A 26,876-nucleotide genomic window follows, 5' to 3' on the forward strand; every position below is an offset into this window, starting at 1 on the left:
AAAGGACGGCATGGCCGCGCGGCAGGCGCGCGGGCCTGAGGGAGGAGGAGGGCGCATGGACAGGCGCAAGGCCGGGAGGGCGCTCGTGCTGCTGGGGGCGGCCCTCCTCCTGGTGAGGAGCGTTCTCTGCTGCGCGCAGACCGAGCTGCCCGCCCTCCAGGAGGTGCTCGCCGACGTGCTGCAGCGGGGGCCCGAGGGGGCGCTCTCGGGGGAGGTGGGCCGCCTGGAGACGTACCGGCTGCTGGGGGACGTGCTCATAGACGCCTACCTGCTCTGTGCCGCCGTCCTCGCGCCCCTGTTGCTGAGGTGGGGCAGGGCGCGCGCACTGGGCCCCCTCGCGGCGCACCTCCTCGGCTTCTCCCTCCACATCATTCGTTGGGGAGACTATACGAATGCCGCCACCCCCCTCGTGGCCCTGGGGGTGGCGGCGCTCCTCGCGGGGGCGGTGCTCCTGGCGGGGCAGCGCCCGCGAGGGGGGAGCGTGCCGGCGCGCTACGGGAGGGCCGCGGGCGACGTCGCGACGCTGGGCCTCGCGTTCCTCTCGGGGGCCTACCTCTACACCGCCTGCTGCGTGGGGGCAAGCGAGTTCTACGCCTCCGAGATGGCCGTGGTGGCCGGGCAGGTGGGGCATGCCGTGGACCGGGGGTGGGTGGCCCTGCGCCTGGCCCACTTCGCCGCGGCGTCGGCCGTCTCCCTGCTCGTCGCCCTCGAGCGCCCGGGACCGGGCGGGGAGGCGGGGCGCGGGCGCGTGGCGCTTCGCGCGGCGGGGTGCGCGGCCCTGGCCGCCCTCATGCTCCGGGGCATCGCCGAGCACTACAGCTACTACAGCTTCCTCCCCCGCCTCCAGACGGTCACCATCTACCTCTGCGCCCTCTGTCTGGTCGGCGCTGCCCTCGAGCGCGTGGGATCGAGGCTTGATGGCCCCGCCGGCGCGGCCCCGGAGGGGGATGCCGGATAGGCGAGGCCGGGCCGGCCCCTGGCCTCGCCCAGGCGCCCCTACGGCGACGCTTGGGCCGCCTGCGGCCTGACGCAGGGCGCGCCCTCAGCGAGGCCCTCTGTCCAGACTGCACCTTTCTGCGCGGCCAGGCCCCAGGCCGAGGCCTGCGGGCCCTGGCGCAACCCCCCGCCAGCCTGGCGGGGGGTTGCTCGAGCACGTTTGCCCAGTTGGGCCACTTTCCATAGTGCCCCGCAGGCTGGCGGGCGGTCGCGTCCCACGCCTCCCGGGCGGTGATGTAACGGAAAAGCGCACTCTGCGCGACGTGGGGGCCGCAGACTGCGCCTCTCTACGGGGCGTCGGGCCGAGATGCGCCCCTCCGTGAGGCTGCACGGCCCTCCTCCGCGGCACCGGCACCGTCCCCCGCAGGCCTGGCGGCCGCCGCGCCTCCGCCCCTGTGGGCGAGGGCCGCATGGCGCCGGAGACAACCGCCGCGCGTGGGCGGCGGCCCATGGACTTCCGCAGCCGGGCGCAGGCCCATGGGGCAGGCGACGGCTTGGGCCTGTGTCCAGCGGGCTAAGGAAGCGCCGGGAAGTCAGGATGGTCCTCTTGCGGAGGGCCTGCTTGGGCCAGCTCCTCTTGGGCGTGCCGGTGCCGCCGAGCCCCATTGGGGCATCGGCCCCACGCGAGCCTCCGAAGGCCCGCCTTAGATCGTCTGCCTGCACCTCCCTGCATGTCCAACTTCTCCCTCGCGCCCTACGGCGACGCTTGGGCCGCCTGCGGCGACACCAGCGACCTCCAGGCCCCGGGTGCCGTGTAGGTGTCGGCCACCCCTGGCGAGAGGACGAGAGCTCGCTCAGTGTGAGCCACCTCTTGTCCCTCTCGGAGTGCCACCCCCAGCCGCTCACGCCCGCGGGGAGCGCCGTGTGCCTGTCGGCGGAGAGGACGCCCCCGCACCTCTCCCCGACCGCCAGGGAGGAGAGCGAGGAGCAGCCAAAGAACATCCCCCACATGCCCCCGGCCCCGGAGGTGTCCCAGCCGGAGAGGTCGAGGGAGGGGAGCGAGGCGCAGCCGGAGAACATGAAACCCATGCGTGTGACCTTCGAGGTGTCCCAGCCCGAGAGGTCGAGGGACGCGAGCGAGGAGCAGCCCTGGAACATGTGCCCCATGTCCGTGACCCGCGAGGTGTCCCAGCCGGAGAGGTCGAGGGACGCGAGCGACGAGCAGCCGGAGAACATGCGCCCCATGTCCGTGACCTTCGAGGTGTCCCAGCCCGAGAGGTCGAGGGAGGAGAGCGAGGAGCAGCCGGAGAACATGCGCCCCATGTCCGTGACTCGCGAGGTGTCCCAGCCGGAGAGGTCGAGGGACGTGAGCGAGGAGCAGCTAGAGAACATGTACCCCATGTCCGTGACCTGTGAGGTGTCAAGGTGGGAGAGGTCGAGGGACGTGAGCGAGGAGCAGCCGGAGAACATGAGACACATATCGGTAACCCGCGAGGTGTCCCAGCCGGAGAGGTCGAGGGACGTGAGTGAGGAGCAGTCGGAGAACATGCGCCTCATGTTCGTGACCCGCGAGGTGTCCCAGCCGGAGAGGTCGAGGGAAACCAGTGAGGAGCAGCCGGAGAACATCCCTCTCCCGCCCGAGAAACGGTCGCTCATATGTACGCGACCTTTGATGTGTCCCAGCCCGAGAGGTCGAGAGAAGCCAGTGAGGAGCAGCCGGAGAACATCTCGCTCATGTCCGTGACCCGCGAGGTGTCGAGCCCGGAGAGGTCGAGGGAGGCGAGCGAGTAGCAGCCTTCAAACATGCCGATCATCTTCGTGACCTGCGATGTGTCGAGGCCCGAGAGGTCGAGGGAGGCGAGCGAGTAGCAGACGGAGAACATCTCGCTCATGTCCGTGACCCGCGAGGTGTCGAGCCCGGAGAGGTCGAGGGAGGAGAGTGAGGTGCAGCCGCGGAACATCTCGCTCATGTCCGTGACCCGCGAGGTGTCGAGGCCCGAGAGGTCGAGGGTCTCCATCGCGTCCAGGCTCCAGAAGAGGTGACTTGAGTCCGCGGGCGCAAGGACGCCCCTCTCGACGGTCACCGACCTGACGGCGTGCCGGAGGTCGTCTTCGGGCAGCGCGCCATAGACGTGGGCCATCTCCCCGGACACTCCGTCCGTGGGGCGGATGGTGAGCCTGCCGGTCCACGTATCGAGCTCGTAGGAGCAGCCGGAGCCGATGGCGCCGACCCTCGGCGCCTCGCGGGGCGGCGCCGTGGCCAGCATGAGCGCGAGCGCCAGGCAGGCGGCGAGGGTCACCAGGCGAAGCGCCGTGAGGCCTCGGTGCCTGGGGCCGCTCTTCCGTGCGCCGGGGTCTCGGGGTGCCTGTGCGTCCATGGTCCCTCCTCCATCCTCGCGGGGTCGGCCTCGGGCCGCGCGTGGTTCGCGCGGGCCCGCCATGTGCCCAGTATACGCCACGCGGGGCCTGCGGGCCGCAGGCGCCCCCGCTCCGTCGGCGCCATCACCCCGCGCGTTGGCTCGTGGGATGGCGTATGATGGTGCCAAGGGACGGGCATGGCCGCGCGGAAGGCGCGCGGGCTTGAGGGAGGAGGGCGCATGGACGAAAGCGGTGGCATGGCCCGCAGGGCTGGGAGGGCGCTCGTGCTGCTGGGGGCGGTCCTCCTCCTGCTGGAGAACGTGCTCTCGTGGGTGGGGTATGTCATCCCCACCCTCCCGGAGGTCCTCGACGACGTGCGGCTCTGGGGGCTCGGGGAGGCGCTCTCGGGGGAGAGGGACTCCATAGAGGTGTACAGTCTGCTAGGGGAGGTGCTCACAGACGCCTACCTGCTCTGCGTCGTCGTCCTCGCGCTCCTGTGGCTAAGGAGGGGCAGGGTGCGCGCCCTGGGCCCCCTCGCGGTGCACCTCCTCGGCTTCTCCCTCCCCACCATACGCAGTTTCGCCCTCACGAGGCTCTGGGGCCTCCTCATGGCCCTGGGGGCGGCGGCGCTCCTCGCGGGGGCCGCGCTCCTGGCGGGGCGGCGCCCGCGAGGGGGGAGCGCGCCGGTGCGCTACGGGAGGGCCGCGGGCGACGTCGCGTCGCTGGGCCTCGCGTTCCTCTCGGGGGTCTACCTCTATACCGCCTGCTGCGTGGTGACAAACGAGTTCTACGCCTCCGGGATGGCCAAGATGGCCGAGCAGGAGGGGCATGCCGTGGACCGGGCGTGGGTGGCCCTGCGCCTGGCCCACTTCGTCGCGGCGTCGGCCCTCTCGCTGCTCGTCGGCCTCGAGCGCCCGGGGCCAGGAGGGGAGGCGGGGCGCGGGCGCATGGCGCTTCGCGCGGCGGGGTGCGCGGCCCTGGTCGCCCTCATGCTCCGAGGCATCGCCGAGCACTACAGCTACTACAGCTTCCTCCCCCGCCTCCAGACGGTCACCATCTACCTCTGCGCCCTCTGTCTGGTCGGCGCTGCCCTCGAGCGCGTGGGATCGAGGCTTGATGGCCCCGCCGGCGCGGCCCCGGAGTGGGAGGACGGGTAGGCGGGGCCAGGGGCCGGCCTTGGCCCAGGCGCCCCTAGGGCGACGCTTGGGCCGCCTGCGGCCTGACCCAGGGCGCGCCATCAGCGAGGCCCCCTGCTCAGACTGCGCCTTTCTGCGCGGCCAGGCCCCAGGCTGGGGCCTGCGGACCCTAGCGCAACCCCCCGCCAGCCTGGCGGGGGGTTGCTCGAGCACGTTTGCCCAGTTGGGCCATTCTCCATAGTGCCCCGCAGGCTGGCGGGGGGTCGTACCCCACGCCTCCCGGGCGGTGATGTAACGGAAAAGCGCATTCTGTGCGACGCGGAGGCCACAGACTGCGCCTTTTCGTGAGGCGTCGGGCCGAGATGCGCCCCTCCGTGAGGCTGCACGCGGCCCCGGCGCCGTCCCCCGCGCGCCTTTGCCCCCGTGGGCGAGGGCTGAACTGTTTCAACCCCCCCGGACAGCGAGCGGCCCATAATCATGCCGCCAGTGGCAACGCCTCCTCTCTCGCGACCATCGCGTCCATGCGCTCGAAGAGTGCGTCCATCTCCTCTGCGGGGATGTGGTAGTCGATCGTGGAGTGCGGGCGACGGCGGTCGTGGTATCCCTCGACGTACCCGGCTGATGCGAGTCGCGCCTCCTTGCGGGTGGCGAAGCTGCGAGGGTGGCACGTCTCGTCCTCGGACGTGCCGAGGAATGACTCGGCGACGGCGTTGTCGTGGCGGGGTCCCGTCTCGCCGGCGGGCAGCCTCACGTCGTGCGCCGTGCGCCGTGCGCCGTGCGCCCAGTCGGCCATCGCCTGCCTCGGGTGCGTGCTGGCTGCCGCGGTCCGAGCGAGAGATCGCGCCGAGCGCGACGTAGCCGCGCCCCCGGGACGGCCCGAGCGCGGCGATCGGCAGGTCGGCCGTCATGCGCCCTGGGAAGGCCAGGACCGGCGCCATGCGCGTGCACAGGTCGATCACCGCGGCCATGTAGGGGACTGGGAGTTGACAAAACACACCGCCGAGGCCGAGGCCATGCCCGACGGCTGGCCGCGCGGGGCCGCCTGCCGCGAGATCGGGCCCGTGGTCGCCGTCGAGAGGAGGGCGGGGCGCAGGCGCGCGGACGTCGTCGCCGCCGTGGCGCCGGGCGCCGGAGTCGGCCGCGCGGGGGGCACCGACGACAAGGCTAAGGTGACGGTGCGCATGGCTGCGGTCCCACGACACCGACAACCTCGTCGCGCTTCTCATGCTGCGCTGCTCCGATGGGCAGCCGGCACTTCCCTGGGAGGATCGCGGGGAGGAGAGGAGGAAGGTGGCACGGGACAACCAGGCGACCTCTAGGCCACGAGAACTACCGAAGGCTCGCTTTCTCTCTGGTGCCTGGCAACGGTTTTATTCGAGCAACAGTTATGGCTAAGCTCCTACAGGGAAAGCCTTTTCGCATTGGCGGGTTTTAGATAATTCTTCTTCAGGTCTCTTATGCTCATGAAGAACTCCTTCTCCGAGTTGCTTAGCCCTTCGTTTTTGCGCTTCTCCTCGAGAAGCGCAAGGGTGCAGAACATGTCCGCCGCCTGGAACAGACTGTAGTCGGAGGGGGACACCTTCCTGACTTCCGCCTCCAGGAAAGCGTTGAAGAGCGTGTTCACGAGGTTGGTTATCTCCTTTTGCCCGTTGTCGTAGTAGACGATTATGCGGTCGAAGGACTGCAGGAATGCGAGGTGATCCTTCAGGAACGTGCTTACCTCGCGAGATATCCTGGATACCATCTGGTCGTGGTCTGAGAACTCTCGTTTCTTAAAGGCGAAGGATTTGTAGGAGATATCGCACAAGCGCATGAAGGTGAAGAGGGACCGGAAGAGCTTGCGGCGCGCCGTGAGATCCATGCCGGAGTAGTCCCTCTCTCGCCTGATGAGCGGGGCGGAGTGTATGGCGTGGTTCTCCGCGAAATTCTGCTCGACGAGATGGCGCTTCAGGTGGTCGATTTGCTCTGAGATGTCGGAGCCCTGATCGTGAAAGACCAGGGTGATGATGTAGTACGGGGCATGGTGCTCGTAAGACCCGAAATCACCCGATTCGTCTATGAATACGCTGAGCCTAGACATTTATCCCCTAAAACAAAAGTGGCGGGGAAAACGTCCCCGCCCTTGGGTGGACCAGGGCCTTTCGGCCAGCCCAGAATATATTTCATTTATAGCAGACTTCTCGATTTATGTCTATGGAGGGAAGATGGTCAGGATGGCATTGCGGAAGAAGATGCCGTCCTGCGTAGGGCTTCTTCGCTTTGGGCTTAGTCGTGCACTTGCAGGCGAACTGCCTGCCGCCTACCCAGTAGACCATCCAGCTCCATTTATCATGGAACGCCTTGCTTGCCCCGGGGTATGAAAGCGGGCGGGCGTCTATCTTCGCGAAGTCCATTCTCGGCCTCCTATGCAATGGGATGCCTGATGACTGTCTTGAGGTTTTCAGGCTTCATCCGGCGAGGATCGCCCAGGTATATCTCGTGGTGGAGACAGATCCGCGGGATGACTCCATCGCAGTCCAGAAAGCCGAGGATGTCCTGCGGGTCCGAACCGCTCGCGTTTCCGATGTCGAGGCGAAGGTTCTGATCAGCAACAAAACTCGAAAGCTTCGCGATCGTTGCGGGCTCATCGTCGTAGGGGCCTTTGTGCATGATCTGCGCGCAAGTTCCTTCCGAGAAACGGACGAGGCGCAGATTTCCGTGTTCGACTGCGGACGCGAGTTCGGGCTTCTTGTCGATGACGAGCGAGCAGATGTGCTCGAATGCCTCGGGGCCACGAAGTCTGGCTGGCGGATGAGGGACACCCAGGATAATGAACTTTTGTCGGATATCCCCGTTCCATCGAACGCATCGGACCGTGTGCCGCGACCCGGCCCCTGCGACCGGCTGGGGCGCGCCGCCCGGGCCCGACCCGATGCGCCGCGACCTCCCAAGCTCGGTCCCCACCGTCAGGTCGGTCGGCGGCGTCTTCCACCTGAGAGCCGGACGGGGACGGCCCCGCGTGGCCGCGGTGGGCGACCTGCACGCGCACATAGCGCCGGCCCCGGCCCTCCCGGGGCGCACGGCGGTCGACCTGCCGATCGCCGCGCCCGGGCCGTTCCGGGGGCGCGGCTGCGTCGCGCCCGGCGCGACCTCTCGTTCGAGCCGCAACGGCCGGCACGCACCCGAGGCGATGGCCTCGCGTTCGCCTCGGGGGTCTACCTCTACACCGCCTGCTGCGTGGTGGCAAACGAGTTCTACGCCTCCGGGATAGCGAGGATGGCCGGGCAGGCGGGGCACCCCGTGGACCGGGCGTGGGTGGCCCTGCGCCTGGCCCACCCACTTCGTCGCGGCGTCGGCCCTCTCGCTGCTCGTCGGCCTCGAGCGCCCGGGGCCAGGAGGGGAGGCGGGGCGCGGGCGCATGGCGCTTCGCGCGGCGGGGTGCGCGGCCCTGGTCGCCCTCATGCTCCGAGGCATCGCCGAGCACTACAGCTACTACAGCTTCCTCCCCCGCCTCCAGACGGCCACCATCTACCTCTGCGCCCTCTGCCTGGTCGGCGCCGCCCTCGAGCGCGCGGGCTCGGGGCTGGAGGCCTCCCGCGCGGCCCAGGAGGGGGACGTCGGGTAGGCGGGGCCTGGGGCAAGCCCGGCCCCGGTCCCCGCGCCCCTACGGCGACGCCGTGGCCGCCTGCGGCGACACCAGCGACCTCCAGGCCTCGGGGGCCGTGTAGGTGTCCGCCACCCCCCGGCGAGAGGACGAGAGCTCGCCTGTCGTGAGCCACCTCTTGTCCCTCTCGGAGTGCCACCCCCAGCCGCCCACGCCCGCGGGGAGCGAGGTGTGCATGTCGGTGGAGAGGACGTTCCCGCAGCGCTCCCCGACCGCCAGGGAGGAGAGCGACGAACAGCCCCAGAACATCCCCCACATGCCCCCGACCCCGGAGGTGTCCCAGCCGGAGAGGTCGAGGGAGGGGAGCGAGGCGCAGCCGCAGAACATGCCGCTCATGCCGGTGACCTTCGAGGTGTCGAGGTGGGATGTGTCGAGTGAGGCGAGCGAGGCGCAGTCGCAGAACATGTATCCCATGCCGATGACCCGCGAGGTGTCCCAGCCCGAGAGGTCGAGGGAGGCGAGCGAGGAGCACCCGGAGAACATGCCGCTCATGTCCGTAACCTGCGAGGTGTCGAAGTGGGAGAGATCGAGGGAGGTGAGCGACGAGCATCCGCAGAACATGCGACCCATGTCCGTGACCATCGAGGTGTCGAAGTGGGAGAGGTCGAGCGACGTGAGCGAGCAGCAGCCGTCGAACATGTATCCCATGTCGGTGACCATCGATGTGTCCCAGCCCGAGAGGTCGACGGAGGAGAGCGACGAGCAGCCGGAGAACATGCCCCACATGTCCGTGACCCGTGAGGTGTCCCAGCCGGAGAGGTCGAGGGAGGCGAGCGACGAGCACCCGAGGAACATGTCCCCCATGTTTGTGACCTGTGAGGTGTCCCAGCCGGAGAGGTCGAGGGACCGGAGCGACGAGCACGCGAAGAACATGTCCCCCATGTTTGTGACCTGTGAGGTGTCGAGGCCCGAGAGGTCGAGGGCCTCCATCGCGTACAGGCCCCCGAAGAGGTAGCCTGAGTCCGCAGGCGCCAGGACGCCCTCCTCGACGGTCACCGACTTGACGGCGTGCCGGAGGTCTTCGTCGGGCAGCGCGTCGCGGACGCGGGCCATCTCCCCAGACACCCCGTCCGTGGGACGGATGGTGAGCGTGCCGGTCCACGTGTCGAGCTCGTAGGAGCAGCCGGCGCCGATGGCGCCGACCCTCGGTGCCTCGCGGGGCGGCGCCGTGGCCAGCATGAGCGCGAACGCCAGGCAGGCGGCGAGAGTCACCAGGCGTAGCGCCGTGATGCCCGTGTGGCCGTGGGTGGTCCTCCGGTCTTTCCGTGCGCCGGGGTCTTGGGGTGCCTGTTCCTCCATGGTCCCTCCTCCGTCTCCCTCGTGGGGTCCGCCACGTGCCCAGTATATGCTATGCGGGCCCTCGGGCTGCCGGATGGCCCCGAGCCGCGCCGTGCGTGCCACTCGGCGTCACCGGTTGGCACGCGCGTCGCGCACTCGGCGTTACCGAGTGGCGTGGCCGAGCCCGTGGTCCCGGTGCCCGATCGACGCCGCTACGGTGTCGCGGAGACGGGTGACATGCGGGTGCGTGGGGCGCTCCCGAAGGGTCGTCCGCCACCCTCGACGGGGTTGCGGGTGGGGTCCGGAGCGACAACCGGGGGCATTGCTGGCCCATCCGTGGGAAGTGACGTATGATGGTGCGGTAGGGCGACACGGCCGTGCGGTAAGGCGCGCGGGCCGGAGGGAGGAGGACACATGGGCGGGAGCGGCGGCGTGGCCTGCAGGGTCGGGAGGGCGCTCGTGCTGCTGGGGGCGGTCCTCCTCCTGGTGGGGGACGTGCTTCGATTCGTGGGGTATGTCATCCCCACCTTTCCTGAGGTCCTCGCCGACGTGCGGCTCTGGGGGCTCGAGGGGGCGCTCTCGGGGGAGAGGGACTCCATAAAGGCGTACATTCTGCTAGGGGAGGTGCTCACAGACGCCTACCCGCTCTGCGCGGCCGCCTTGGCGCTCCTGTGGCTGAGGAGGGGCAGGGTGAGCGCCCTGGGTCCCCTCGCGGTGCACATCCTCGGTTTCTCACTCGCCTGCATCCGTGATTGCTCCCCCACGCGGGTCTGGTGGTTCCCCATGACCCTCGGGGTGGTCGCGCTCCTCGCGGGGGCCGCACTCCTGGCGGAGCGGCACCCAGGTGGCGGCAGCGTGCCGTCGCGCTACGGCAGGGCCGCTGGCGACGTCGCGACGCTGGGCCTCGCGTTCGTCTCGGGGATCTACCTCTACACTGTCTGCACTGCGGTGTGCTACGAGTTCTACGCCTCCGGGATGACGAAGCTTGCCGTGCAGGTGGGGCATGTCGTGGACCGGACGTGGGTGGTCCTGCGCCTGGCCCACTTCCTCGCGGCGTCGGCCCTGGCGCTGCTCGTCGGCCTCGAGCGCCCGGGACCAGGCGGGGAGGCGGGGTGGCGCGGGCGCATGGCCCTTCGAGCGGCGGAGTGCGCGGCTCTGGTCGCCCTCATGCTCCGAGGCATCGCCGAGCACTACCGCTACTACGGCTTCCTCCCCCGTGTCCAGCAGGTCACCATCTGCCTCTGCGCCCTCTGTCTGGTCGGCGCCGCCCTCGAGCGCGTGGGCGCGAGGCTTGACGGGGACGTAGGACGGAGGATGGTTGGGAATGACAGCGACGGGGCTGGTGGTCGGGCTGAGAGTGGCAGCCCGGGAAACGCTGGTGCGGACGAGTCCGGGGCCTGATGTAGGCATTGGGGGCCAATCGACTGCGTGCGCGCCTCGGCCCAGTGTCCCCATGGCGACGGTGGGTCTACCTGCGGACTGTGCGGCACCACTCAATCCGCATTCGGCCAATCGGCCGATTGCTCGCCTGTCGGTCTGTGTGTCGCACGTGCACGCTCGCGCCTCTCTCGCGTGTCGCACCCAAATGTTTCGAGTAGGCTACCGAATATGACTTGACTGCAAGGAAACGTCCACATAGGTTATTATCTTCCTATAGAGAACGAGAGGGTGTCAGCGGCACAGGTTGTAGACGCCCTCAGGACACGCCATACGGACCAATCCATTGGATGGGAGGGAAGCATGAAACTGAACAACGCACAGCTTGCAGGCTCCTCCCGACGCCAGGGTCGACGAATCTCGCTGCGACGCCAGCGCGTGTAGCTTCGGTCCCCTGAGGAAGACTTACACCCTCACCACGACAGACGGACTGATTCGGCACCCGGCATCGCCGGGGCCTTTCTTTTACCTAGGTGTCGCAGCTCCATCTGACCTTTCGCTAATCCACACCTACGTAACCCACATCAAGAAGGTAGGACATCATGGCAAACGTATATGAAAACGTACATGGCAACGCCAAGGAGAAGGTCGTACTTGCATACTCCGGTGGCCTCGACACCTCGGTCATGGTCAAGTGGCTACAGCTCGAGAAGGGTCTCGACGTGGTAGCCATCTGCGGAAACGTCGGCCAGGACGCGGAGGACCTCGCCTGGGTCGAGAAGAAGGCCTATGACATGGGCGCGGTCTACTCCCAGGCGCTCGACATGCGCGAGGAGTACGCCGAGGATTTTCTGACCAAGGCCATCGCGGCCAACGGCCTCTACGAGGACAGCTACCCGCTGCTCTCGGCACTCTCGCGTCCGCTGATCGTTAGCAAGCTCGTTGACATCGCGCACAAGACCGGCGCCTCCTACATCGCCCATGGCTGCACCGGCAAGGGCAACGACCAGGTACGCTTCGAGACCTGCATCCATGCCCTTGACCCCAAGCTCAAGATCCTCGCCCCCGTGCGCGAGTGGGACCTCCTTACCCGCGAGCAGGAGATGGAGTGGGCCAAGGCCCACGGCGTGCCCGTTCCCACCACTGCGGCGAAGCCCTACTCCATCGACGACAACCTCTGGGGTCGCGCCATCGAGTGCGGCGTCCTCGAGGACCCCTGGATGGAGCCGCCTGCGGACATCTGGACGATGACCGCCTCCGCAGAGGACGCCCCCGACACGCCCGAGGAGATCGTCCTTGGCTTCGAGCAGGGTAAGCCCGTCTCGCTGAACGGCGAGCAGATGGACCTGCTCCCGCTCATCATCAAGATGAACGAGATCTGCGGCAAGCACGGCTACGGTCGCCTCGACATGATCGAGGATCGCGTCGTGGGTCTCAAGAGCCACGAGTGCTACGAGTGTCCGGCGTCGCTGGCTCTCATCACCATGCACCACGCCCTCGAGACCCTCTGCCTCGATGCCGACACGCTCCAGTACAAGCACCTGATCGACCAGCAGTGGGCGACCGTCGTCTATGACGGCCTCTGGTTCTCGCAGCTCAAGGAGGCTCTGGACGCCTTCTGCGCCAGCACCCAGGCCTTTGTGAGCGGGGAGGTCAAGGCCAGGCTCTACAAGGGTTCGCTCACCGTCACCGGTCGCAGGAGCGCCTACTCGCTCTATGACTTCAACCTGGCGACCTACGGCGTCGGGGACAGCTTCGACCGCAGCGCGTCCAAGGGCTTCATCGACCTCCACAGCCTGCCCAGCAAGACCTGGTCGGGCGTGCAGGGGCCTGCGGCCCGGCTGGGCGGTGAGGCGAGCGAGGGGGATGGGCCTGCCTTCGTGGTCGCCGACAGCCTCTCTGCGTGACGCTGCGAGACGCCGGCCGTCTTGTGCGGCGCAGGAGATAGTATGTATGTGGCGCCTTGCCTGACATGTGGGGCAAGGCGCCCTGCCTTGGGGCGGGCTTGGGAGGCCGATTACGGAGGAGGGACGTCACATGGCACTCTGGTCAGGTAGGTTCGAGCAGAGCGTGAGCGAGTTCACGCAGCGCTTTGGGGCGTCTCTGCCCGTCGACAAGCGAATGTACAAGCAGGACATCGCGGGCTCCATCGCGCACGCGAGGATGCTGGGCAGGCAGGGCATCCTCTCCGATACCGACGTCGAGCACATCGAGGTGGGCCTCCTTGAGATTGAGCACCAGATAGACCAGGGTAAGTTCAAGTGGAACATCAACGACGAGGACATCCACATGGCCGTGGAGTCCGAGCTCATCGAGGACATAGGTGCAGCCGGGGCACGCCTGCACACGGGGCGCTCGCGCAACGACCAGGTGGCGACCGACATCCGCCTCTATACCAAGCATCTGCTCATGAACCTCATCTCCGAGAACTACTCCCTGCGCAAGGTCATCGTCCGTGCCGCCCGCAAGAACTTTGGCACCATCATGCCGGGCTACACCCACATGCAGCACGCCCAGCCGGTACTCTTCTCCCATCACCTGCTTGCCTATTTCTGGATGTTCTCTCGCGACTATACGCGCCTCATGGCTGCCTACCAGGCGGCGGACGCCAGCCCGCTTGGCGCGGCGGCCCTCGCCGGCACCACCTACCCGCTCGATCGCTTCTACACGGCCGAGCTTCTGGGCTTTGACCATCCTGTTCCCAACTCGATGGACGCCGTGAGCGACCGCGACTACCTGATTGACCTGCTCTATGCCTGCAGCATGGGCATGATGCACCTCTCGCGTCTCTGCGAGGAGATCATCACCTGGTCCACGACGGAGTTCGGCTTCATCACGCTCTCGGATGCCTACTCCACGGGCTCGTCCATCATGCCGCAGAAGAAGAACCCCGACTTCGCCGAGCTCACGCGCGGCAAGACGGGACGCGTCTACGGTGACCTCATGGGGCTTCTGGTCACCATGAAGTCGTTGCCGTTGGCCTACAACAAGGATCTCCAGGAGTGCAAGGAGGGTGCCGTCGATGCCGCGCACACCCTGCGTGACGCCATGATCTGCATGGAGGGCATGATAGACAGCTGGGAGGTCCACTCGCATCAGATGCTTGCCGAGGCGGGCCTGGGCTTTACGGCGGCGACGGACGTGGCGGACTACCTTGCCAAGCGCGGGTTGCCCTTCCGCAAGGCGCACGAGATCGTGGGCAGGCTCGTGCTCTACTGTGAGAGGCATCGCGTGGGGCTCGAGGACCTGACCGCAGAGGAGTTCCAGAAGTTCTCGCCGCTTTTTGGCAAGGACGTCGTCGAGGACCTGAACCCAGAGGGCATCGTGAGAGCGAGGGATACCTACGGAGGCACCGGCCACGAGGCGGTGAGGCTCCAGATGCACGAGGCGTCCAAGCTGCTCAAGCACGACCGTCGCCAGGTCAAGGCCCTGCGGGACAAGAGCGAGGGCAGGCCTGGCGCATAAGGCGCGGCAGGACGCTTTTTGCAGGCTAAAGGGGGGTCGTGAGTTCGTGTGGGTAGGTGGTTGCGTCACCGTCCCGGTGGCGTGGGCCTCAGGTCCGAGCACCTTGGCGCGCGAACGGCCGTGGTGACACGGGAGTGTACACAGATCGGCGAAAATGGCCTCTCGGCGCAACCACCGCTCGCATGCGGAGTGCGCCTTTCGGTCATGTCGCGGTGGCGTCGCTGGTGCAGAATGCGCTTTTCCGTGACGTCGCGGTGGCGTCGCTGGTGCAGAATGCGCTTTTCCGTGGCGTCGCCGGCACAGAATGCGCTTTTCCGTAGAGTGCGCTTTTCCTCACCTGCGCAAACGTGGAGCCACCTCACGCAAAGGCGCATTCTGCGCAGACGGTCTCACGTAAAAGCGCACTCTGCACCCGCCGTCTCACGGAAAGGCGCACTCCGTGCGACCGCTCGCATGCAGAGTGCGCCCTTTGGTGAGGCCCGCACGCAGAATGCGCTTTTTCGTGAGGGGCCGCACACAAAATGCGCTTTTCCGTGACGTCGAGGTGGCGTCGCCGGCACAGAATGCACTTTTCCGTGAGGGTCCGGTCGCAGAATGCGCTTTTCCGTAGAGTGCGCTTTTCCTCACCTGCGCAAACGTGGAGCCACCTCACGCAAAGGCGCATTCTGTGCAGACGGTCTCACGTAAAAGCGCAGTCTGCACCCGCCACCTCACGGAAAGGCGCACTCTATACGCCGGATCTCACGGAAAAGCGCACTCTATGGCCGGCCCACACGCAAAATGCGCTTTTCCGTGACGTCGCCCGTCCAGAATGCGCCTTTCCGTGAGGGCGACACCCCCCAGAGTGCGCCTTTCCGTGAGTTGCCGGTTGCAGAGTGGAGCATTTGCGTACACTGTTGCGACGCGATTCGCCGAGGCGTCAACTCACACTAACCCCCGAAGAGCCCTGAAAGGACAGCATTGGTCTATCCGTGAAAGATAGCGTTGATGCCGTTTAGTGACCCTCAATTCCATCCATCCGTTGCACCTCCATGTTTCTTCGGGTAGACTTGAAGCCCTCTTGGTAGCCTCTGCCCCTGCTCTACCAGTGCAGGCCGCAGTCGCGCATGTGCGAAGGAAAAAGGACGGGTAATCCCATCGGGTGGCCCAGCCCACTGAGAAGAGTCATGAGGTTTCATGGATGATTCGCTGACTATAACTGACCTGTCTGTTGTTTTGGGCGGCAAGAACATCCTTGCCATTGACCAGACGATCGACATTCTGCATGGGGATGTAGTTGCCATTGTCGGTCCAAATGGCGCAGGTAAAACGACCTTAGTGAATTGCATCATCGATCAAAGACCATATTCAGGTACCATCCGTAAGGGTCCGAGTTTTAGAGATGTGGGGATTCTCTTTCAGAACAATGACTATGGTCATCTGATGAAGGTTAAGGAACTTATCAGTATAGTTGCGCAAAAGAACTTAAAGGATGCCTCAGTCGTGCAGATGGTCCATGACTTCGATCTAGCAGGTATTCTTGATTCACGGGTTGGTGGGCTTTCTCAGGGAGAGCTTCAGCGTCTCTCCCTCGCACTTGTCCTGTACCGTGATTCGGATTTTCTCATCTTTGACGAGCTGACTACTGGTCTAGATTTTGAGAAACGTATGCATCTGCTCCATCTCGTAAGAGAGCGAACGGCATCAAAAACGGTTCTCGTGGTGACTCACTATTTTGAGGAGATCGTGGGATGGGCGGGCAAGATACTTATGCTCGACAGGGGACAAGTTGTGTTTTGGGGAACTATCGATGCGTTTAAGGAGCGATACCGTCATCCGGGAGTCATCCTTGTATCCCAAGAGGATTCCTTGTCGTTGTCGCAGGACGTTAATTTCTCTGGCGCACTCTTTATCAGGCAGTACGAAGGTGCTTTGTGTGCCGTCATCCTTGAGGATGAAAATCAGGCAAGAGAGGCGGAGCGTTTCCTGCAGAGACACGGAATAAACCACACGTCTCGTCCCCCTGACTTCTACTCGATGTATCGCTATGCGCAGGAGAGGGGGAGCGTCCGTGCTTAGATATCTTTTGGTAGATTTTAAGGTTATGATGCGCATTCCCATCGCAGTCTTTTTCTCCCTCGCATTTCCCCTGCTCATGATGGTTGTGATTATGGTGTCGTATGGCAATATTGACATCGGGGGGGGTTACATCTCATTGATAAGTACCTTTTGGTTGCGTTGGGTATAGGTGTTCTGCCTTTGACGCTGATATCGTTTCCCATTTGGATTGCTAATCGTATTGAGGATGGGAGCCTGAAGCGTCTTACCTTCCTTGGGGTACGCGCATCATATATGATAGCGAGCGATATAATCGTGCATATCGCAATGGGAATCCTCACGTTTTTACTCTGCTTCATATGTGCGTTGCTGTTCTTTGGCCTGCACATACCGAGTATGACCGCGTTTTTCTCGTTTCTTTTACACTATTTGATGATACTTGTCACGTACCTGCTGATTGGAGCAGTCCTAGCGCTGTGCTTTCCAAGCCAGCAAGTTCTGATGCCCCTTGGCCTGACCATCATGTTCTCCCTGTTTTTGTTTTGTGGGGTCTTTGGGCCCTTTGCTGACCTTCCTGAGACCGTCCAGTTGATTGGGAGCTATATCCCGATGAAGTATGGGATGAACGATCTTTTCAATGTCTGGCAGGGTTCAGTCCGCTTTGATGCTGATGCATTTCGTATCTGTATGGCACACATAGGCGTGTCGCTGCTGTTTCTTTTTGGATTGTGGCGCTTTAGAAGGCATAAGTTATAGGGACGGTGATAGGAATGTCAAAGATTTCTCACAAACTGAAGAATAGTCTGCCAGCGCGCTTAGTTTCCTATGTTATCGGGGGTTTTGCTATAACCGGTGTCATCTTTTTCGCACTGATTTTTGTTGGTTACGCCAGTGTATCAAGCACACAGGCGCCATCCTATATGGTCACCTGCTTTGGTCTTCCAATATATGAGATTACGAGTTCTTCCAATGGTCCCGTGGGCCAGGCAGTCGGTGCGAACATGTCCATCATTGGTATGGCCTGCACCCTTGGAATGGGATTGGTGGTCGAGCTAGTGCTTGCAGCGAGAGCCAAGGACAAGTGAGATACCGCGCGTCTGCGTCTTGGTGGCTTTCTTCTCTTTGGCAAAAATATGAAGGGGTTGCGAGTGTTGCCTCTCTTGTGGGGTGGGCTCGCTATGGTGAAAGCCGCTAGCATACGTCCATGCGCGAGCCTGTCGCTCGCGTTGCCCCGCAGGAAGGGAATCCCATGATCGATCGCTACACGCGCCCCGAGATGGGCCACGTCTTCTCGCTCCAGAACAAGTATGCCATCTGGCAGAAAATCGAGGTCCTTGCCTGCGAGGCCCATGCCGAGCTGGGCGAGATCGGCATCACGCGCGAGGAGGCCTCCTGGATTCGCGAGCACGCCTCCTTTGACAAGGACGAGATAGACAAGATAGAGGCCGTGACCAACCACGACGTCATCGCTTTTCTCACCAACATGGGCTCCTACGTGGACGCGGATGTCCCGAAGGATGGCCCCAAGCCCAGCCGATGGATCCACTACGGCATGACGAGCTCGGACCTTGGCGACACTGCCCTGTGCTACCAGCTCTCGCAGGCCACGGACATCCTCATCAAGGATTGCAGGGTGCTTGGCAAGATCTGTAGGCGTCGCGCCCTTGAGGAGAAAGACACGCTCTGCGTGGGGCGCACGCATGGCATCCACGCCGAGCCCATGACCTTTGGCATGAAGTTTGGCTCTTGGGCCTGGGAACTGAAGCGTGACCTCGACCGTCTTGTCGACGCCAGGAAGGGCATCTCCTGCGGCGCGATCTCGGGCGCGGTGGGCAGCTACTCGAGCATCGACCCGCGCGTCGAGCGATACGTCTGCGAGCGGCTGGGGCTTGCCGTCGACCCGCTCTCCACGCAGGTCATCTCCCGCGACCACCATGCCTTCTTGGCGGGCGTGCTCGCGACCGTCGCGTCCACCTGCGAGCGCATCGCGACTGAGGTCCGCGGTCTCCAAAAGACCGACACCCTCGAGGCCGAGGAGCCGTTCAAGAAGGGGCAGAAGGGCTCCTCGGCCATGCCCCACAAGCGCAACCCCATCACGATGGAGAAGGTCTGTGGCCTCTCGCGCGTCGTCAAGGCCAACGCGCAGGTAGCCTTCGACAACGTTGCCCTCTGGCATGAGCGTGACATCAGTCACTCCTCGGCCGAGCGCGTCGCCCAGGCGGATTCCTTCGTCGCCCTCGACCACATGTTCCAGTGCCTTATCCGCGTCATAGACGGCCTGGTGCTCTACCCAGAGCAGATGCGCGCCAACCTCAACAGGACGCGGGGGCTCATCTTCTCGTCCAAGGTGCTGCTGGCCCTTGTGGACACGGGCCTCACACGCGAGGACGCCTACCAGATCGTGCAGGAGAGCGCCATGTCCACGTGGGCGGAGGTGCAGCGGTGCGAGGCGGGGAAGAGCTTTCGCGAGAGGCTCGAGGCCGATGAGCGCTGCACACTCACGACGGGCCAGCTCGATGCCATCTTTGACCCCAAGAGCTTTCTGGCCCGCGTGGGCGTCGTCTTCGAGCGTCTGGAGGGGCTGAGCTTTGACGATGAGGGGCAGTCCTGCGGGGCCTAGACGGGCGGATCTTAGTGCTATAGACAGCAAGAAGGAAGAAAAAAGCGAGGCTTCATGAGCTCGTGTGGGTAGCTGGTTGCGTCATCGCTCCGGCGGCGTGGTCCTCAGGCCCGAGCGCCCTGGCATCGCGGGTGCCATGGGGCCGTTGACGTCGTGGGACCCGTGACCCCGCCCGGTCGCGCGGGCAGACGTGGGGGAGACGCAGGAGTGTACACAGATTGGCGAAAATAGCCTCTCGGGCCCGTTTTGGGGCATTTGTGTACACTGTTGCGCCGCCAGTTGCGCCGCCAGTTGCGACGCAAGCTGCGACGCAAGCTGCGGCGGCTGGCGCGAGTGACGCCGCTGCTAGTCTGGCGCTGCAGGTGAGCTGAGGAGGCCACGCTGTGACTGAGAGCGCCGTGTCTTGCTGGGTATACTTGGAGCTCAGTAGCATTCACGCCGATGGAGGAGAGGCTCCTTGACGCAGCTTTCCGACAACGCACAGGGGCAAGGTGTCGCCAGAGGTCCTCGTGCCACAAAGAAGCGACAGGCCTCGGCCCCCACGTCGTCCTCGAGGGCCCCTCGCCCGGGCGGGCCTGCGACGCGACAGGGTCCCTCGCCCTCACAGGGTACGCAGGGCCATCATAGCTCCAAGGCCTCCGGCTCGTCCTCCGCAGGCGCTCCAAGGTCCCGCCCCCGCTTTACCCTCACGCGCCGCACCGTCATCAGGGCGGCTGCGGGAGTTGGTATCGTCGCTGCGGCCGCTGGCACGATAGGCGTGGTGAGGAGCTGTACGTCAAAACGGGGGGAGGACGGCACGCCGACGGTCGTTGACTCGAACAAGGCAGACTACGTCATAGACCCCAAGACCAACCAGAGCAACTACTCTTCAGTCGAGCTTCCCCTCACGCAGGGCGCCAGCTGGACGATAGCCCTCGGTAACGTCCTCCATCCCGCCGAGGGCAAATGGGTGCCTGTCACGACGGCGGGTTCCTCTGCCGCGCCGATGGTGAAGGCCTCGGCCTTCTCGACCGAGACCGGAACCCTAAAGGAGGTCGTCAAAGAGCCGCTCGCGGACGACAAGACGAGCGTCGTGATCTATGACGTGCGCTGCTCAGACTCAGTCTTTGCCTGGGTTGAGCTAAACCTCCTCACCCATGACTGGGCGCTCTATGCCTCCGCGTTTTCTGGTGGCGTGCTCAGCGGCTCTCCGACGGCGCTGTGGAGTGCGAACTCCGACTTCGACCCAGCGCCCTTTGCGGTGACGGGCAAGCGGGTCATCTGGCAGGTCATGCCGTCTATCTCGGGACACAAAACCACCGAGCATTCCTTCTGCTATGTCTGGAGCGTCGGGGATAGCGACGCGCGCTCGGTGGTGGAGTCACCCGGCCGCTTTGCCACCGAGCCACTCGTGTCGAACGACACGGTGACGCTGGTGCCGCGCGTCAACGCGAGCCAGGGCACCTACTACGGCATCACGGCCTACTCGCTGTCGGACAACCTTGCCACCCAGATAGACCGTCTGGTGCTCCCCCAGACCGTCAGGCCGCTCAACGCGGTGCGCATAGGTGATAAGTTCGCGTTTTCGATAGAGGCGACCTACTCATCGGGAGGGCTCCTTGGGGTCATGGGCACCTACATCGGCCGTGGCAGCGGTCCTTTCGTGGCGCTCCCGCGCGAGCCGGCTGCGGCAGTGGCGGGCAAGGATGGCCTCTATGTCATCAGGGCAAGCTCCTCGTACTTTGTCGTCAACACGACCGAGCGCAGCTACTCCACCCTCATTGCCGCAAACCGCTGCGTTGACTACGGCGAGTATCCCGCCCGCGCAGGAGAGTGCTCCAACTTTGTGACCTTTGCCACGATCAAGGCGCAGAACACCGGCTATCCCGAATCGGTGAACGTGCGAAGCTTCTCGCTATAGTTTCCGTGCGAAGAAATCCGACATGCGCTAATATATGTAGAGATTGACAGTATTTTGTGTGCCGTAAGGACCGCAACAAGATAGGAGGGACTCTCATGACATCAGAAGAGAAGAAGATTCTCCTGGTTGAGGACGAAAAGACGATTCGCGACGCAGTGGCGGCGTATCTCGAGCGCGAGGGCTACATCGTGCGCGGGGTGGGTGACGGACAGAGCGCGCTGGAGGAGTTCGAGAAGCACAGCTTTGACCTCATCGTGTTGGACCTCATGCTTCCCAAGCTCTCGGGCGAGCGTGTGTGCCGCACGGTTCGCGAGACCTCGAACGTGCCCATCATCATGCTCACCGCCAAGGGCGAGGTCGAGGATCGCATCATCGGCCTCGAGCTGGGGGCAGATGACTACCTCATCAAGCCCTTCTCGCCGCGCGAGCTCGTCGCCCGCGTGCGCGCCCTGCTGCGTCGCGCCCACACCGAGACTGAGCCGCAGCTCGAGATTCTTGACTTTGGTGACCTCGTGATTGATATCTCGGGTCACAAGGTGCTTGTCGAGGGCAAGGAGGTCGATCTCACGGCGTCGGAGTTCAAACTGTTGACGACGCTGGCACGCTATCCGGGACGCGTCTACACGCGCATGGAGCTTGTGGAGAAGGTCTTGGGCTACGACTTCGAGGGCTATGAGCGCACTATAGACTCCCATGTCAAGAACCTCCGCGCAAAGCTTGGCGATGACCCACGCAACCCACGTTGGCTCTATACCGTCCACGGCGTGGGCTATCGCTTTGAGGCTACGCAGAGGTTTAGCGAGGGCGCTAGTAGCGAGGGCGAGAAGAAATAGGCCCTGCCCGTGACAGACTCTCTTGATGAGCTGGAGCACTACCACGGTGATACTGGACCAAGCCGCAGCGATCCGCCAAGGGCAAGCTTCAGCACGGTCCCGCACAAGACGAGGCCCCCGGGGGCGACCAAGACCTTCAGCGGCAGGATGGCGTTCTACTTTGTCCTGACGTCGATCACGACGGCACTCGTCCTCTCTGTGGTCCTCGCCTTCACCTGGGAGGGACAGTTCCAGAGCTACACGCGCCAGAACATGCAGAGACTGGCCGAGCAAACCGCAGAGAACCTTGCGCTCCAGTATGAGGCCGAGGGTGGATGGACCGTTGACGTGCTGAGCTACGCGACCTATGCGTCAAAGTCGTTTCCCGATGTCAGCGTTCAGGTGCTTGACGCGCGTGGCAACCTGATCTACGACGATCCCGTGGGCGAGGATGGGGATGGCACGCCTGGCGGAGACGCGAGGGAGCCGGGTCGCGTGGGCCGCTTTATTCCGGTTGGCGTGGACTCGATGGTTTCGGCAAACGTCACCACCGGCACGGGGACCGTCGTCGGCTCGGTGCGCATGTGGACCCTTGAGTCGGATGCGCTTCTCACCAGGAGCGATGTCGCCTTCAGGACCAGCTCGTACAATGCTATTGCCGTCGCGGCCGCCATCGCCATCACCGTGGCCCTTGTCATCGGCTATCTGTTCTCGCGCTCCCTGGCACAGCCTATCCAGCGAATCACGAACACGGCCGCCCGCATCAGGAACGGTGACCTCACGGCGCGCACCGGCCTCACGGGAGACGACGAGTTTGGTCGGCTCGGCGAGACCTTCGATAGCATGGCGAGCGAGGTGGAGCACGACATAAAGTTCGAGCATCGCCTTACGAGCGATGTCGCCCACGAGCTCAGGACCCCGCTCATGGCGACCCTAGCCACCGTCGAGGCGATGCAGGACGGCGTCCTGCCCGCAGATGACGAGCACTTCGAGACGGTCGCGTCTGAGGTCAGGAGGCTTTCTCGCCTCGTCGATGCGATGCTCCACCTCTCGCGCATCGAGAGCGACACGAGCGATCTTGTGGTCGAGAGGACCGACCTCGTCTACCTCATGAGGAGCCTTGTCTCCATGCAGGAGCAGCTCTTCAAGGAAAAGGACCTCAGCCTGCGCTTTGATGACAGGACGCCCTCGCATGAGCTCAACGCAGAGATCAACCCCGACCTCATACGTGAGGCCATAACAAATCTCATGTCCAACGCGATGCGCTACACGCCTGAGGGAGGGTCGGTGGTCATTTCCATCGAGCGTGAGCGAACGGACGCGCTCATCAGCGTCAGGGATACGGGCATCGGTATTGCGAAGGAGGACATCTCGCGCGTGTTCTCGCGCTTCTGGCGCTCGGATGCGAGTCGCGAGAGGGTCTCTGGAGGGCTCGGTGTTGGACTTTCCCTTACCAAGGAGATCGCCGACAGGCACAACGGCAGCATTACCGTCGAGTCCGAGCTAGGTAAGGGGACCACCTTCACACTGAGGATTCCACTGACCCAGGCCAGGTCACAGCAGTGGGCCGCGCCGAATGCGGGGCAGGTTGCGCACAAGGGCGCTACGGACGCCAGGGAGGCTCGCTAGGAAGGCGACGCGCGGGTGCCCGTGGCCGCTCCCATACAGTACAATCATGATTGCCCGCGCGCGCAGCGACGCAGGGAGCAGGACACGATGTGAGGAGAACATATGGGGGCTATGGAGCTTCGCCCGGATTCGCGTGGTAAGGTTCGTGACATCTACGACTGTGGCGACAGCCTGCTCATGGTCGCGAGTGACCGCATTAGCGCGTTTGACGTTATCCTTCCAGACGAGATTCCCCACAAGGGGGAGGTGCTCACGCGCCTCTCGGCATTCTGGTTTAACAGGTTCAAGGACGTCATGCCCAACCACCTGATCTCGATGGACGTGGCAGACTACCCCGCAGGGCACCAACGGTATGCCGACTACCTCACGGGTCGCTCCATGCTCGTGAGGAAGGCCAGGCCCGTTCCCATCGAGTGCATCGTGCGCGGCTACCTTACCGGTTCGGGAAAGAAGACCTACGACCAGGATGGTACCGTCTGCGGCATCAGCCTTCCTGCGGGTCTTGTCGAGGCCTCGAAGATCCCCGAGGCCATCTTCACGCCCTCGACCAAAGCGGCGCTAGGAGAGCACGACGAGAACATCTCGTTTGAGCGCTGCTGCGACATCGTGGGTGTGGATGTGGCCGAGCAGATCCGCGATGCCTCCCTTCGGATCTATGCCGCCGCCTCCGCATACGCAGCGAGTCGCGGTGTCATCATCGCCGACACCAAGTTCGAGTTTGGCTTCATCGACGGTCGTCTTGCGCTCATCGACGAGGCGCTCACACCCGACTCCAGTCGCTTCTGGCCCGCCGCAGGCTATGTGCCGGGTCATGTCCAGCCCAGCTACGACAAGCAGTATGTGCGCGACTGGCTCAAGGCGAACTGGGATATGACCGGACAGCCCCCACACCTGCCCACAGAGGTCATCGAGGGCACGACGGGCCGCTACGAGGAGGCGTTCCAGCTCATCTGCGGCACCCAGTTCAGGCCCATGAGGGAGTCACATGTCATTGCGTGATACGATAGAGGCCGCTCGTCGCGAGGCCGAGAAGGCCGGCAACCTGCCTGCGCGGGCGGCAAAAGGTCAAGGCGACAAAGTGGGCGGCCAGAGCGAGACCGGTGCGAGCGAGAAACGCGGCGGCTTCTCGAGGCGCTCCGCCTCGCGGGCCAAGCCGACACGGGAGGCCGCGCGCGGGGTGCGCGTCGTCAACTCGGCCAAGGTTCGCTCGGGTCAGCAAAGCGAGTCCGGCCGGTCCGAGTCGGAGATGAGCCGCGAGGAGCGGCGTGAGCTACGCAGGAGGCAGCGCGACCGGGATGATCGTCGCGAGTCTGCGATTCAGATCCTATGCAGAAATGATCCGGCCTATAGGCGCGGTTCTCGCCTATGGTGGATTCTTGTGGGCGTGTGCTTTGTCCTGACGTTTGGCGCGACCGCACTCTCGGGGGGCGAGGCGGGATCGGAGCATCCCCATGCCTTTGCGTACGTCTCTATGATCGTGCTCGCCTACGTGGTGCTCATTGCGGCGGCCATCTACTACCTCATCAAGGTGCGACCGATACGCAACTCTACCAGAGACCTTGTTGGGGGCATGAGCGAGAAAAAAGTCTTGCAGATCTTGGAGAGGGACGCCGAGGAGGCCCGGAAGCGGGACGCCGCAAAAGCCGAGGCGAAGGCAGCGAAAAAGGCTGCCCGAAAGGCCCGTCGCGAACAGCACAAGTAGGTGGCGAGAGGTCAGGGGGCCGATTCTCTTACAAAAGATCGCATATCGCTTGCTGAACTCCCAGTACAGGGTTATTATGGTGATTAGATGAGTTTGGCGTAGCCGCTCCGTTCCAGAGGAGGATGCGATTTGTCCATAACGCCAGGTTCTTACACCGTCGAGGTTTCAAAGGACGGCTATGTGACGGGGCGCTACAACGTCGTCGCGACTACTAGTGACGATGTGACGTCTATGGCGCTGTCCCCGACCCTGCCCCAAGATGAGTATCGCATCATCCTTACGTGGGGGGATACCCCACGAGATCTTGACTCGCACCTGACACTTCGCTCGGGGGGCGAGAAGAGGTTGCACGTCTGTTACTACCACAAGTCGGATTCCGTGGATGGGGGTAGGATATCGGCGAGGCTGGACCTCGATGACACGACATCGTTTGGGCCAGAGACCGTGACAATGACCGTGGATGTGGCCTCGCTGGGCGAGAACGAGCTGATAGGATATTTTGTTTACGACTACAGCAATCGAAGTAGACCAGACTCGAGGGAGCTCTCCCTATCGGGGGCTTTCGTTAGGGTCTACAGTGGCAATGGTCTTATGGCAACGTATTACGTTCCCAGGGACAAGGGCGCGGGGACCGTGTGGCATGTGTTCGACATCGGCAGAAATGGGGTCATTCCCGTAGGCGAGCTGAGCCACGAGTCAAATCCAGGCAGCGTCGGCTGAGGGGAGGTCCTCATGGAGGGTACGCACAGCCGTCGCGCGGCCGTCGCCGTGGCCCTGCTCGCCGCCGGGGTCGCGTGGGCGGCGCTGGCGGCGAACCCGCGCCCGGAGCGCGAGGAGGAGGCGCCGCAGGAGCCCCTTCCCCCGCTGGAGGAGTACTACAGCCGGCCGGGGGGTGACTACGAGGACTGGTCCAAGACGAGCAGCTACGGGCCCGGCGAGGTCCACGTCGGGGACTGCGAGTGCGGCACGCAGGTGATGGCCGACGAGAGGCGCTCGATGGGGGGAGAGACGGCCGCGATAGACACCCCGGAGCAGCTCGCCCACGCCGAGCGGGAGTGGGGGCTCGACGGCCTCGCCCCCTTCCTCGGGATGGTCGAGGGGAACCCCATCGAGGACAACTTCTACATCCTGGCGCTCGAGGAGCGCCCCCTCGAGGGACCACCGTACCCCGAGCGCTCGGTCGGCTCCGTGATGTTCAGGGAGGGGCGGTTGGGCGTTGACATCCTCCTCGTGTCGGAGGAGGGGAACACCGCCTGGGGTAGGGTCGTCGCCTGGGGCGAGGCGAGGTCCGCCCGCCTCCACATGGCCGCCGTCCCGCGCTCGCTCCACGCGGGGTCCGGCCTCAAGTACGCCGTCTACCCGGGCGAGGAGCGGATCGGGTGGGGCTACTGGTGGAGGCCGTGCTACCTCGGGCCCGACGACGCGCACGTCGAGAGCTGGCCGTGCCTCCCGTCGGACGGCGTCTCGGTGCCCCCCGGCCACCCGGTGGTCGTGGACACCGCGGGACAGCTCGCCCTCGCCGCGTGGGAGTGGGGGCTCGCGGGCTTCGCGCCCCTCCGCGAGATGGTCGGGGGGCACCCCCTTAAGGACCACTTCTACCTGATGTCGTACGAGGAGCTGGCGCACGGCCCCGGACGCCTGTCGCGGGCGGTCGGCGTGAGCTGGGACTCGAGCGAGATCCGGCTCACGTACGACCGGGGGAGCCCGTTCGGCGACGGGGCCGCGCCGGAGGGCGCGACCGGCCTCCTCACCGTGGCGGCGGTCCCACGCAGGTACGCGGACGGCGTGGGCTTCTACGGTGTGGTCTACCCGGGCGTGGGGCTGGTCCCCACGCCGTACCATCTCGTCTAGGTCGAGGGGGAGGTCCTCATGGAGGGTACGCACAGCCGTCGCGCGGCCGTCGCCGTGGCCCTGCTCGCCGCCGGGGCCGCGTGGGCGGCGCTGGCGGCGGGCCCGCGCCCGGAGCGCGAGGAGGAGGCGCCG

General features: G+C 64.7%; 24 protein-coding genes. 18 read left to right on the plus strand and 6 right to left on the minus strand.

The window, feature by feature from the left end; genetic code table 11:
- Positions 1-55 precede the first annotated feature (55 nt).
- Complete coding sequence (locus ADJ70_RS13060) at positions 56-958, plus strand: hypothetical protein (RefSeq protein WP_050342097.1); 903 nt, start codon at positions 56-58, stop codon at positions 956-958.
- 38 nt (positions 959-996) lie between these two features.
- Here ADJ70_RS13060 and ADJ70_RS13065 read toward each other — a convergent pair whose 3' ends face one another.
- Both ADJ70_RS13065 and ADJ70_RS13070 read right to left on the minus strand, forming a co-directional pair.
- Positions 997-2,592, minus strand: a complete 1,596-nt coding sequence (locus tag ADJ70_RS13065; RefSeq protein WP_062393166.1) for a BspA family leucine-rich repeat surface protein — start codon at positions 2,590-2,592, stop codon at positions 997-999.
- Positions 2,589-3,314: a BspA family leucine-rich repeat surface protein gene (locus ADJ70_RS13070; protein WP_050342102.1), complete on the minus strand. Its 726-nt coding sequence runs from the start codon at positions 3,312-3,314 to the stop codon at positions 2,589-2,591. Before ADJ70_RS13070 ends, ADJ70_RS13065 begins: the two co-directional genes overlap by 4 nt.
- Before the next feature lie 219 nt (positions 3,315-3,533).
- Here ADJ70_RS13070 and ADJ70_RS13075 point away from each other — a divergent pair, with 219 nt between their 5' ends.
- Positions 3,534-4,451, plus strand: coding sequence for a hypothetical protein (locus ADJ70_RS13075; RefSeq protein WP_050342104.1), 918 nt, complete (start codon positions 3,534-3,536; stop codon positions 4,449-4,451).
- A gap of 454 nt (positions 4,452-4,905) precedes the next feature.
- Here ADJ70_RS13075 and ADJ70_RS13080 read toward each other — a convergent pair whose 3' ends face one another.
- A complete protein-coding gene (locus tag ADJ70_RS13080; RefSeq protein ID WP_050342106.1) occupies positions 4,906-5,223 on the minus strand; it encodes an integrase core domain-containing protein in 318 nt (105 codons plus the stop codon).
- Between the two features lie 190 nt (positions 5,224-5,413).
- Here ADJ70_RS13080 and ADJ70_RS13085 point away from each other — a divergent pair, with 190 nt between their 5' ends.
- Positions 5,414-5,749: a hypothetical protein gene (locus tag ADJ70_RS13085; protein ID WP_157051553.1), complete on the plus strand. Its 336-nt coding sequence runs from the start codon at positions 5,414-5,416 to the stop codon at positions 5,747-5,749.
- 80 nt (positions 5,750-5,829) lie between these two features.
- Here the strand turns inward: ADJ70_RS13085 and ADJ70_RS13090 are convergent, their stop codons facing one another.
- Positions 5,830-6,510: a DUF3800 domain-containing protein gene (locus tag ADJ70_RS13090; protein WP_050342110.1), complete on the minus strand. Its 681-nt coding sequence runs from the start codon at positions 6,508-6,510 to the stop codon at positions 5,830-5,832.
- 323 nt (positions 6,511-6,833) lie between these two features.
- Positions 6,834-7,883, minus strand: coding sequence for a GyrI-like domain-containing protein (locus tag ADJ70_RS15785; RefSeq protein ID WP_371256095.1), 1,050 nt, complete (start codon positions 7,881-7,883; stop codon positions 6,834-6,836).
- Here ADJ70_RS15785 and ADJ70_RS13105 point away from each other — a divergent pair.
- Positions 7,828-8,034 carry a hypothetical protein gene (locus ADJ70_RS13105; protein ID WP_050342115.1) on the plus strand — a complete coding sequence of 69 codons (207 nt, stop codon included), beginning with the start codon at positions 7,828-7,830 and terminating at the stop codon, positions 8,032-8,034. The two genes, ADJ70_RS15785 and ADJ70_RS13105, sit on opposite strands and share 56 nt — an antisense overlap.
- A gap of 39 nt (positions 8,035-8,073) precedes the next feature.
- Here ADJ70_RS13105 and ADJ70_RS13110 read toward each other — a convergent pair whose 3' ends face one another.
- Positions 8,074-9,372 carry a BspA family leucine-rich repeat surface protein gene (locus tag ADJ70_RS13110; protein ID WP_050342117.1) on the minus strand — a complete coding sequence of 433 codons (1,299 nt, stop codon included), beginning with the start codon at positions 9,370-9,372 and terminating at the stop codon, positions 8,074-8,076.
- Between the two features lie 393 nt (positions 9,373-9,765).
- Here ADJ70_RS13110 and ADJ70_RS13115 point away from each other — a divergent pair, with 393 nt between their 5' ends.
- The 14 genes from ADJ70_RS13115 to ADJ70_RS13180 all read left to right on the plus strand — a co-directional run bounded on the left by ADJ70_RS13115 (position 9,766) and on the right by ADJ70_RS13180 (position 26,744).
- Positions 9,766-10,752: a hypothetical protein gene (locus ADJ70_RS13115; protein ID WP_050342120.1), complete on the plus strand. Its 987-nt coding sequence runs from the start codon at positions 9,766-9,768 to the stop codon at positions 10,750-10,752.
- Positions 10,753-11,330: 578 nt separating this feature from the next.
- Positions 11,331-12,635 (plus strand): argininosuccinate synthase, encoded by a 1,305-nt coding sequence (locus ADJ70_RS13120; protein WP_083444041.1) that lies wholly within the window; start codon positions 11,331-11,333, stop codon positions 12,633-12,635.
- 130 nt (positions 12,636-12,765) lie between these two features.
- Complete coding sequence (argH, locus tag ADJ70_RS13125) at positions 12,766-14,193, plus strand: argininosuccinate lyase (protein ID WP_050342122.1); 1,428 nt, start codon at positions 12,766-12,768, stop codon at positions 14,191-14,193.
- Between the two features lie 1,176 nt (positions 14,194-15,369).
- A complete protein-coding gene (locus ADJ70_RS13130) occupies positions 15,370-16,251 on the plus strand; it encodes an ATP-binding cassette domain-containing protein (protein WP_050342124.1) in 882 nt (293 codons plus the stop codon).
- Between the two features lie 150 nt (positions 16,252-16,401).
- Positions 16,402-16,986, plus strand: a complete 585-nt coding sequence (locus tag ADJ70_RS13135; protein WP_256381293.1) for an ABC transporter permease — start codon at positions 16,402-16,404, stop codon at positions 16,984-16,986.
- A 14-nt stretch (positions 16,987-17,000) separates the two neighbouring features.
- On the plus strand, positions 17,001-17,315 hold the full coding sequence (locus ADJ70_RS15790) for an LlsX family protein (protein ID WP_050342128.1): 315 nt from the start codon (positions 17,001-17,003) through the stop codon (positions 17,313-17,315).
- Positions 17,316-17,479: 164 nt separating this feature from the next.
- The gene (gene purB / locus ADJ70_RS13145; RefSeq protein ID WP_050342130.1) at positions 17,480-18,850 is read left to right on the plus strand and encodes an adenylosuccinate lyase; all 1,371 of its coding nucleotides are present in this window, start codon (positions 17,480-17,482) and stop codon (positions 18,848-18,850) included.
- Between the two features lie 457 nt (positions 18,851-19,307).
- Positions 19,308-20,750 carry a Tat pathway signal protein gene (locus tag ADJ70_RS13150; protein ID WP_253273199.1) on the plus strand — a complete coding sequence of 481 codons (1,443 nt, stop codon included), beginning with the start codon at positions 19,308-19,310 and terminating at the stop codon, positions 20,748-20,750.
- A gap of 95 nt (positions 20,751-20,845) precedes the next feature.
- Complete coding sequence (locus ADJ70_RS13155) at positions 20,846-21,583, plus strand: response regulator transcription factor (RefSeq protein WP_050342132.1); 738 nt, start codon at positions 20,846-20,848, stop codon at positions 21,581-21,583.
- 9 nt (positions 21,584-21,592) lie between these two features.
- On the plus strand, positions 21,593-23,191 hold the full coding sequence (locus ADJ70_RS13160; protein ID WP_253273200.1) for a HAMP domain-containing sensor histidine kinase: 1,599 nt from the start codon (positions 21,593-21,595) through the stop codon (positions 23,189-23,191).
- Between the two features lie 102 nt (positions 23,192-23,293).
- Positions 23,294-24,190 carry a phosphoribosylaminoimidazolesuccinocarboxamide synthase gene (locus ADJ70_RS13165; protein WP_172674513.1) on the plus strand — a complete coding sequence of 299 codons (897 nt, stop codon included), beginning with the start codon at positions 23,294-23,296 and terminating at the stop codon, positions 24,188-24,190.
- Positions 24,177-24,893, plus strand: coding sequence for a hypothetical protein (locus ADJ70_RS13170; RefSeq protein ID WP_050342135.1), 717 nt, complete (start codon positions 24,177-24,179; stop codon positions 24,891-24,893). The genes ADJ70_RS13165 and ADJ70_RS13170 overlap by 14 nt, the downstream gene beginning before the upstream one ends.
- Before the next feature lie 129 nt (positions 24,894-25,022).
- Complete coding sequence (locus ADJ70_RS13175; protein WP_050342137.1) at positions 25,023-25,613, plus strand: hypothetical protein; 591 nt, start codon at positions 25,023-25,025, stop codon at positions 25,611-25,613.
- A gap of 12 nt (positions 25,614-25,625) precedes the next feature.
- A complete protein-coding gene (locus ADJ70_RS13180) occupies positions 25,626-26,744 on the plus strand; it encodes a hypothetical protein (RefSeq protein ID WP_050342139.1) in 1,119 nt (372 codons plus the stop codon).
- Positions 26,745-26,876 lie beyond the last annotated feature (132 nt).

Source organism: Olsenella sp. oral taxon 807, from assembly GCF_001189515.2.
Taxonomy (GTDB): domain Bacteria; phylum Actinomycetota; class Coriobacteriia; order Coriobacteriales; family Atopobiaceae; genus Olsenella_F.

Coding starts and splice junctions, on each gene's coding strand:
- ADJ70_RS13060 (WP_050342097.1), top strand. CDS start 56: ATGGACAGGCGCAAGGCCGGGAGGGCGCTCGTGCTGCTGGGGGCGGCC.
- ADJ70_RS13065 (WP_062393166.1), bottom strand. CDS start 2,592: ATGAGCGACCGTTTCTCGGGCGGGAGAGGGATGTTCTCCGGCTGCTCC.
- ADJ70_RS13070 (WP_050342102.1), bottom strand. CDS start 3,314: ATGGACGCACAGGCACCCCGAGACCCCGGCGCACGGAAGAGCGGCCCC.
- ADJ70_RS13075 (WP_050342104.1), top strand. CDS start 3,534: ATGGACGAAAGCGGTGGCATGGCCCGCAGGGCTGGGAGGGCGCTCGTG.
- ADJ70_RS13080 (WP_050342106.1), bottom strand. CDS start 5,223: ATGGCCGACTGGGCGCACGGCGCACGGCGCACGGCGCACGACGTGAGG.
- ADJ70_RS13090 (WP_050342110.1), bottom strand. CDS start 6,510: ATGTCTAGGCTCAGCGTATTCATAGACGAATCGGGTGATTTCGGGTCT.
- ADJ70_RS13105 (WP_050342115.1), top strand. CDS start 7,828: ATGGCGCTTCGCGCGGCGGGGTGCGCGGCCCTGGTCGCCCTCATGCTC.
- ADJ70_RS15785 (WP_371256095.1), bottom strand. CDS start 7,883: ATGCCTCGGAGCATGAGGGCGACCAGGGCCGCGCACCCCGCCGCGCGA.
- ADJ70_RS13110 (WP_050342117.1), bottom strand. CDS start 9,372: ATGGAGGAACAGGCACCCCAAGACCCCGGCGCACGGAAAGACCGGAGG.
- ADJ70_RS13115 (WP_050342120.1), top strand. CDS start 9,766: ATGGGCGGGAGCGGCGGCGTGGCCTGCAGGGTCGGGAGGGCGCTCGTG.
- ADJ70_RS13120 (WP_083444041.1), top strand. CDS start 11,331: ATGGCAAACGTATATGAAAACGTACATGGCAACGCCAAGGAGAAGGTC.
- argH (WP_050342122.1), top strand. CDS start 12,766: ATGGCACTCTGGTCAGGTAGGTTCGAGCAGAGCGTGAGCGAGTTCACG.
- ADJ70_RS13130 (WP_050342124.1), top strand. CDS start 15,370: ATGGATGATTCGCTGACTATAACTGACCTGTCTGTTGTTTTGGGCGGC.
- ADJ70_RS15790 (WP_050342128.1), top strand. CDS start 17,001: ATGTCAAAGATTTCTCACAAACTGAAGAATAGTCTGCCAGCGCGCTTA.
- purB (WP_050342130.1), top strand. CDS start 17,480: ATGATCGATCGCTACACGCGCCCCGAGATGGGCCACGTCTTCTCGCTC.
- ADJ70_RS13155 (WP_050342132.1), top strand. CDS start 20,846: ATGACATCAGAAGAGAAGAAGATTCTCCTGGTTGAGGACGAAAAGACG.
- ADJ70_RS13165 (WP_172674513.1), top strand. CDS start 23,294: ATGGGGGCTATGGAGCTTCGCCCGGATTCGCGTGGTAAGGTTCGTGAC.
- ADJ70_RS13170 (WP_050342135.1), top strand. CDS start 24,177: ATGTCATTGCGTGATACGATAGAGGCCGCTCGTCGCGAGGCCGAGAAG.
- ADJ70_RS13180 (WP_050342139.1), top strand. CDS start 25,626: ATGGAGGGTACGCACAGCCGTCGCGCGGCCGTCGCCGTGGCCCTGCTC.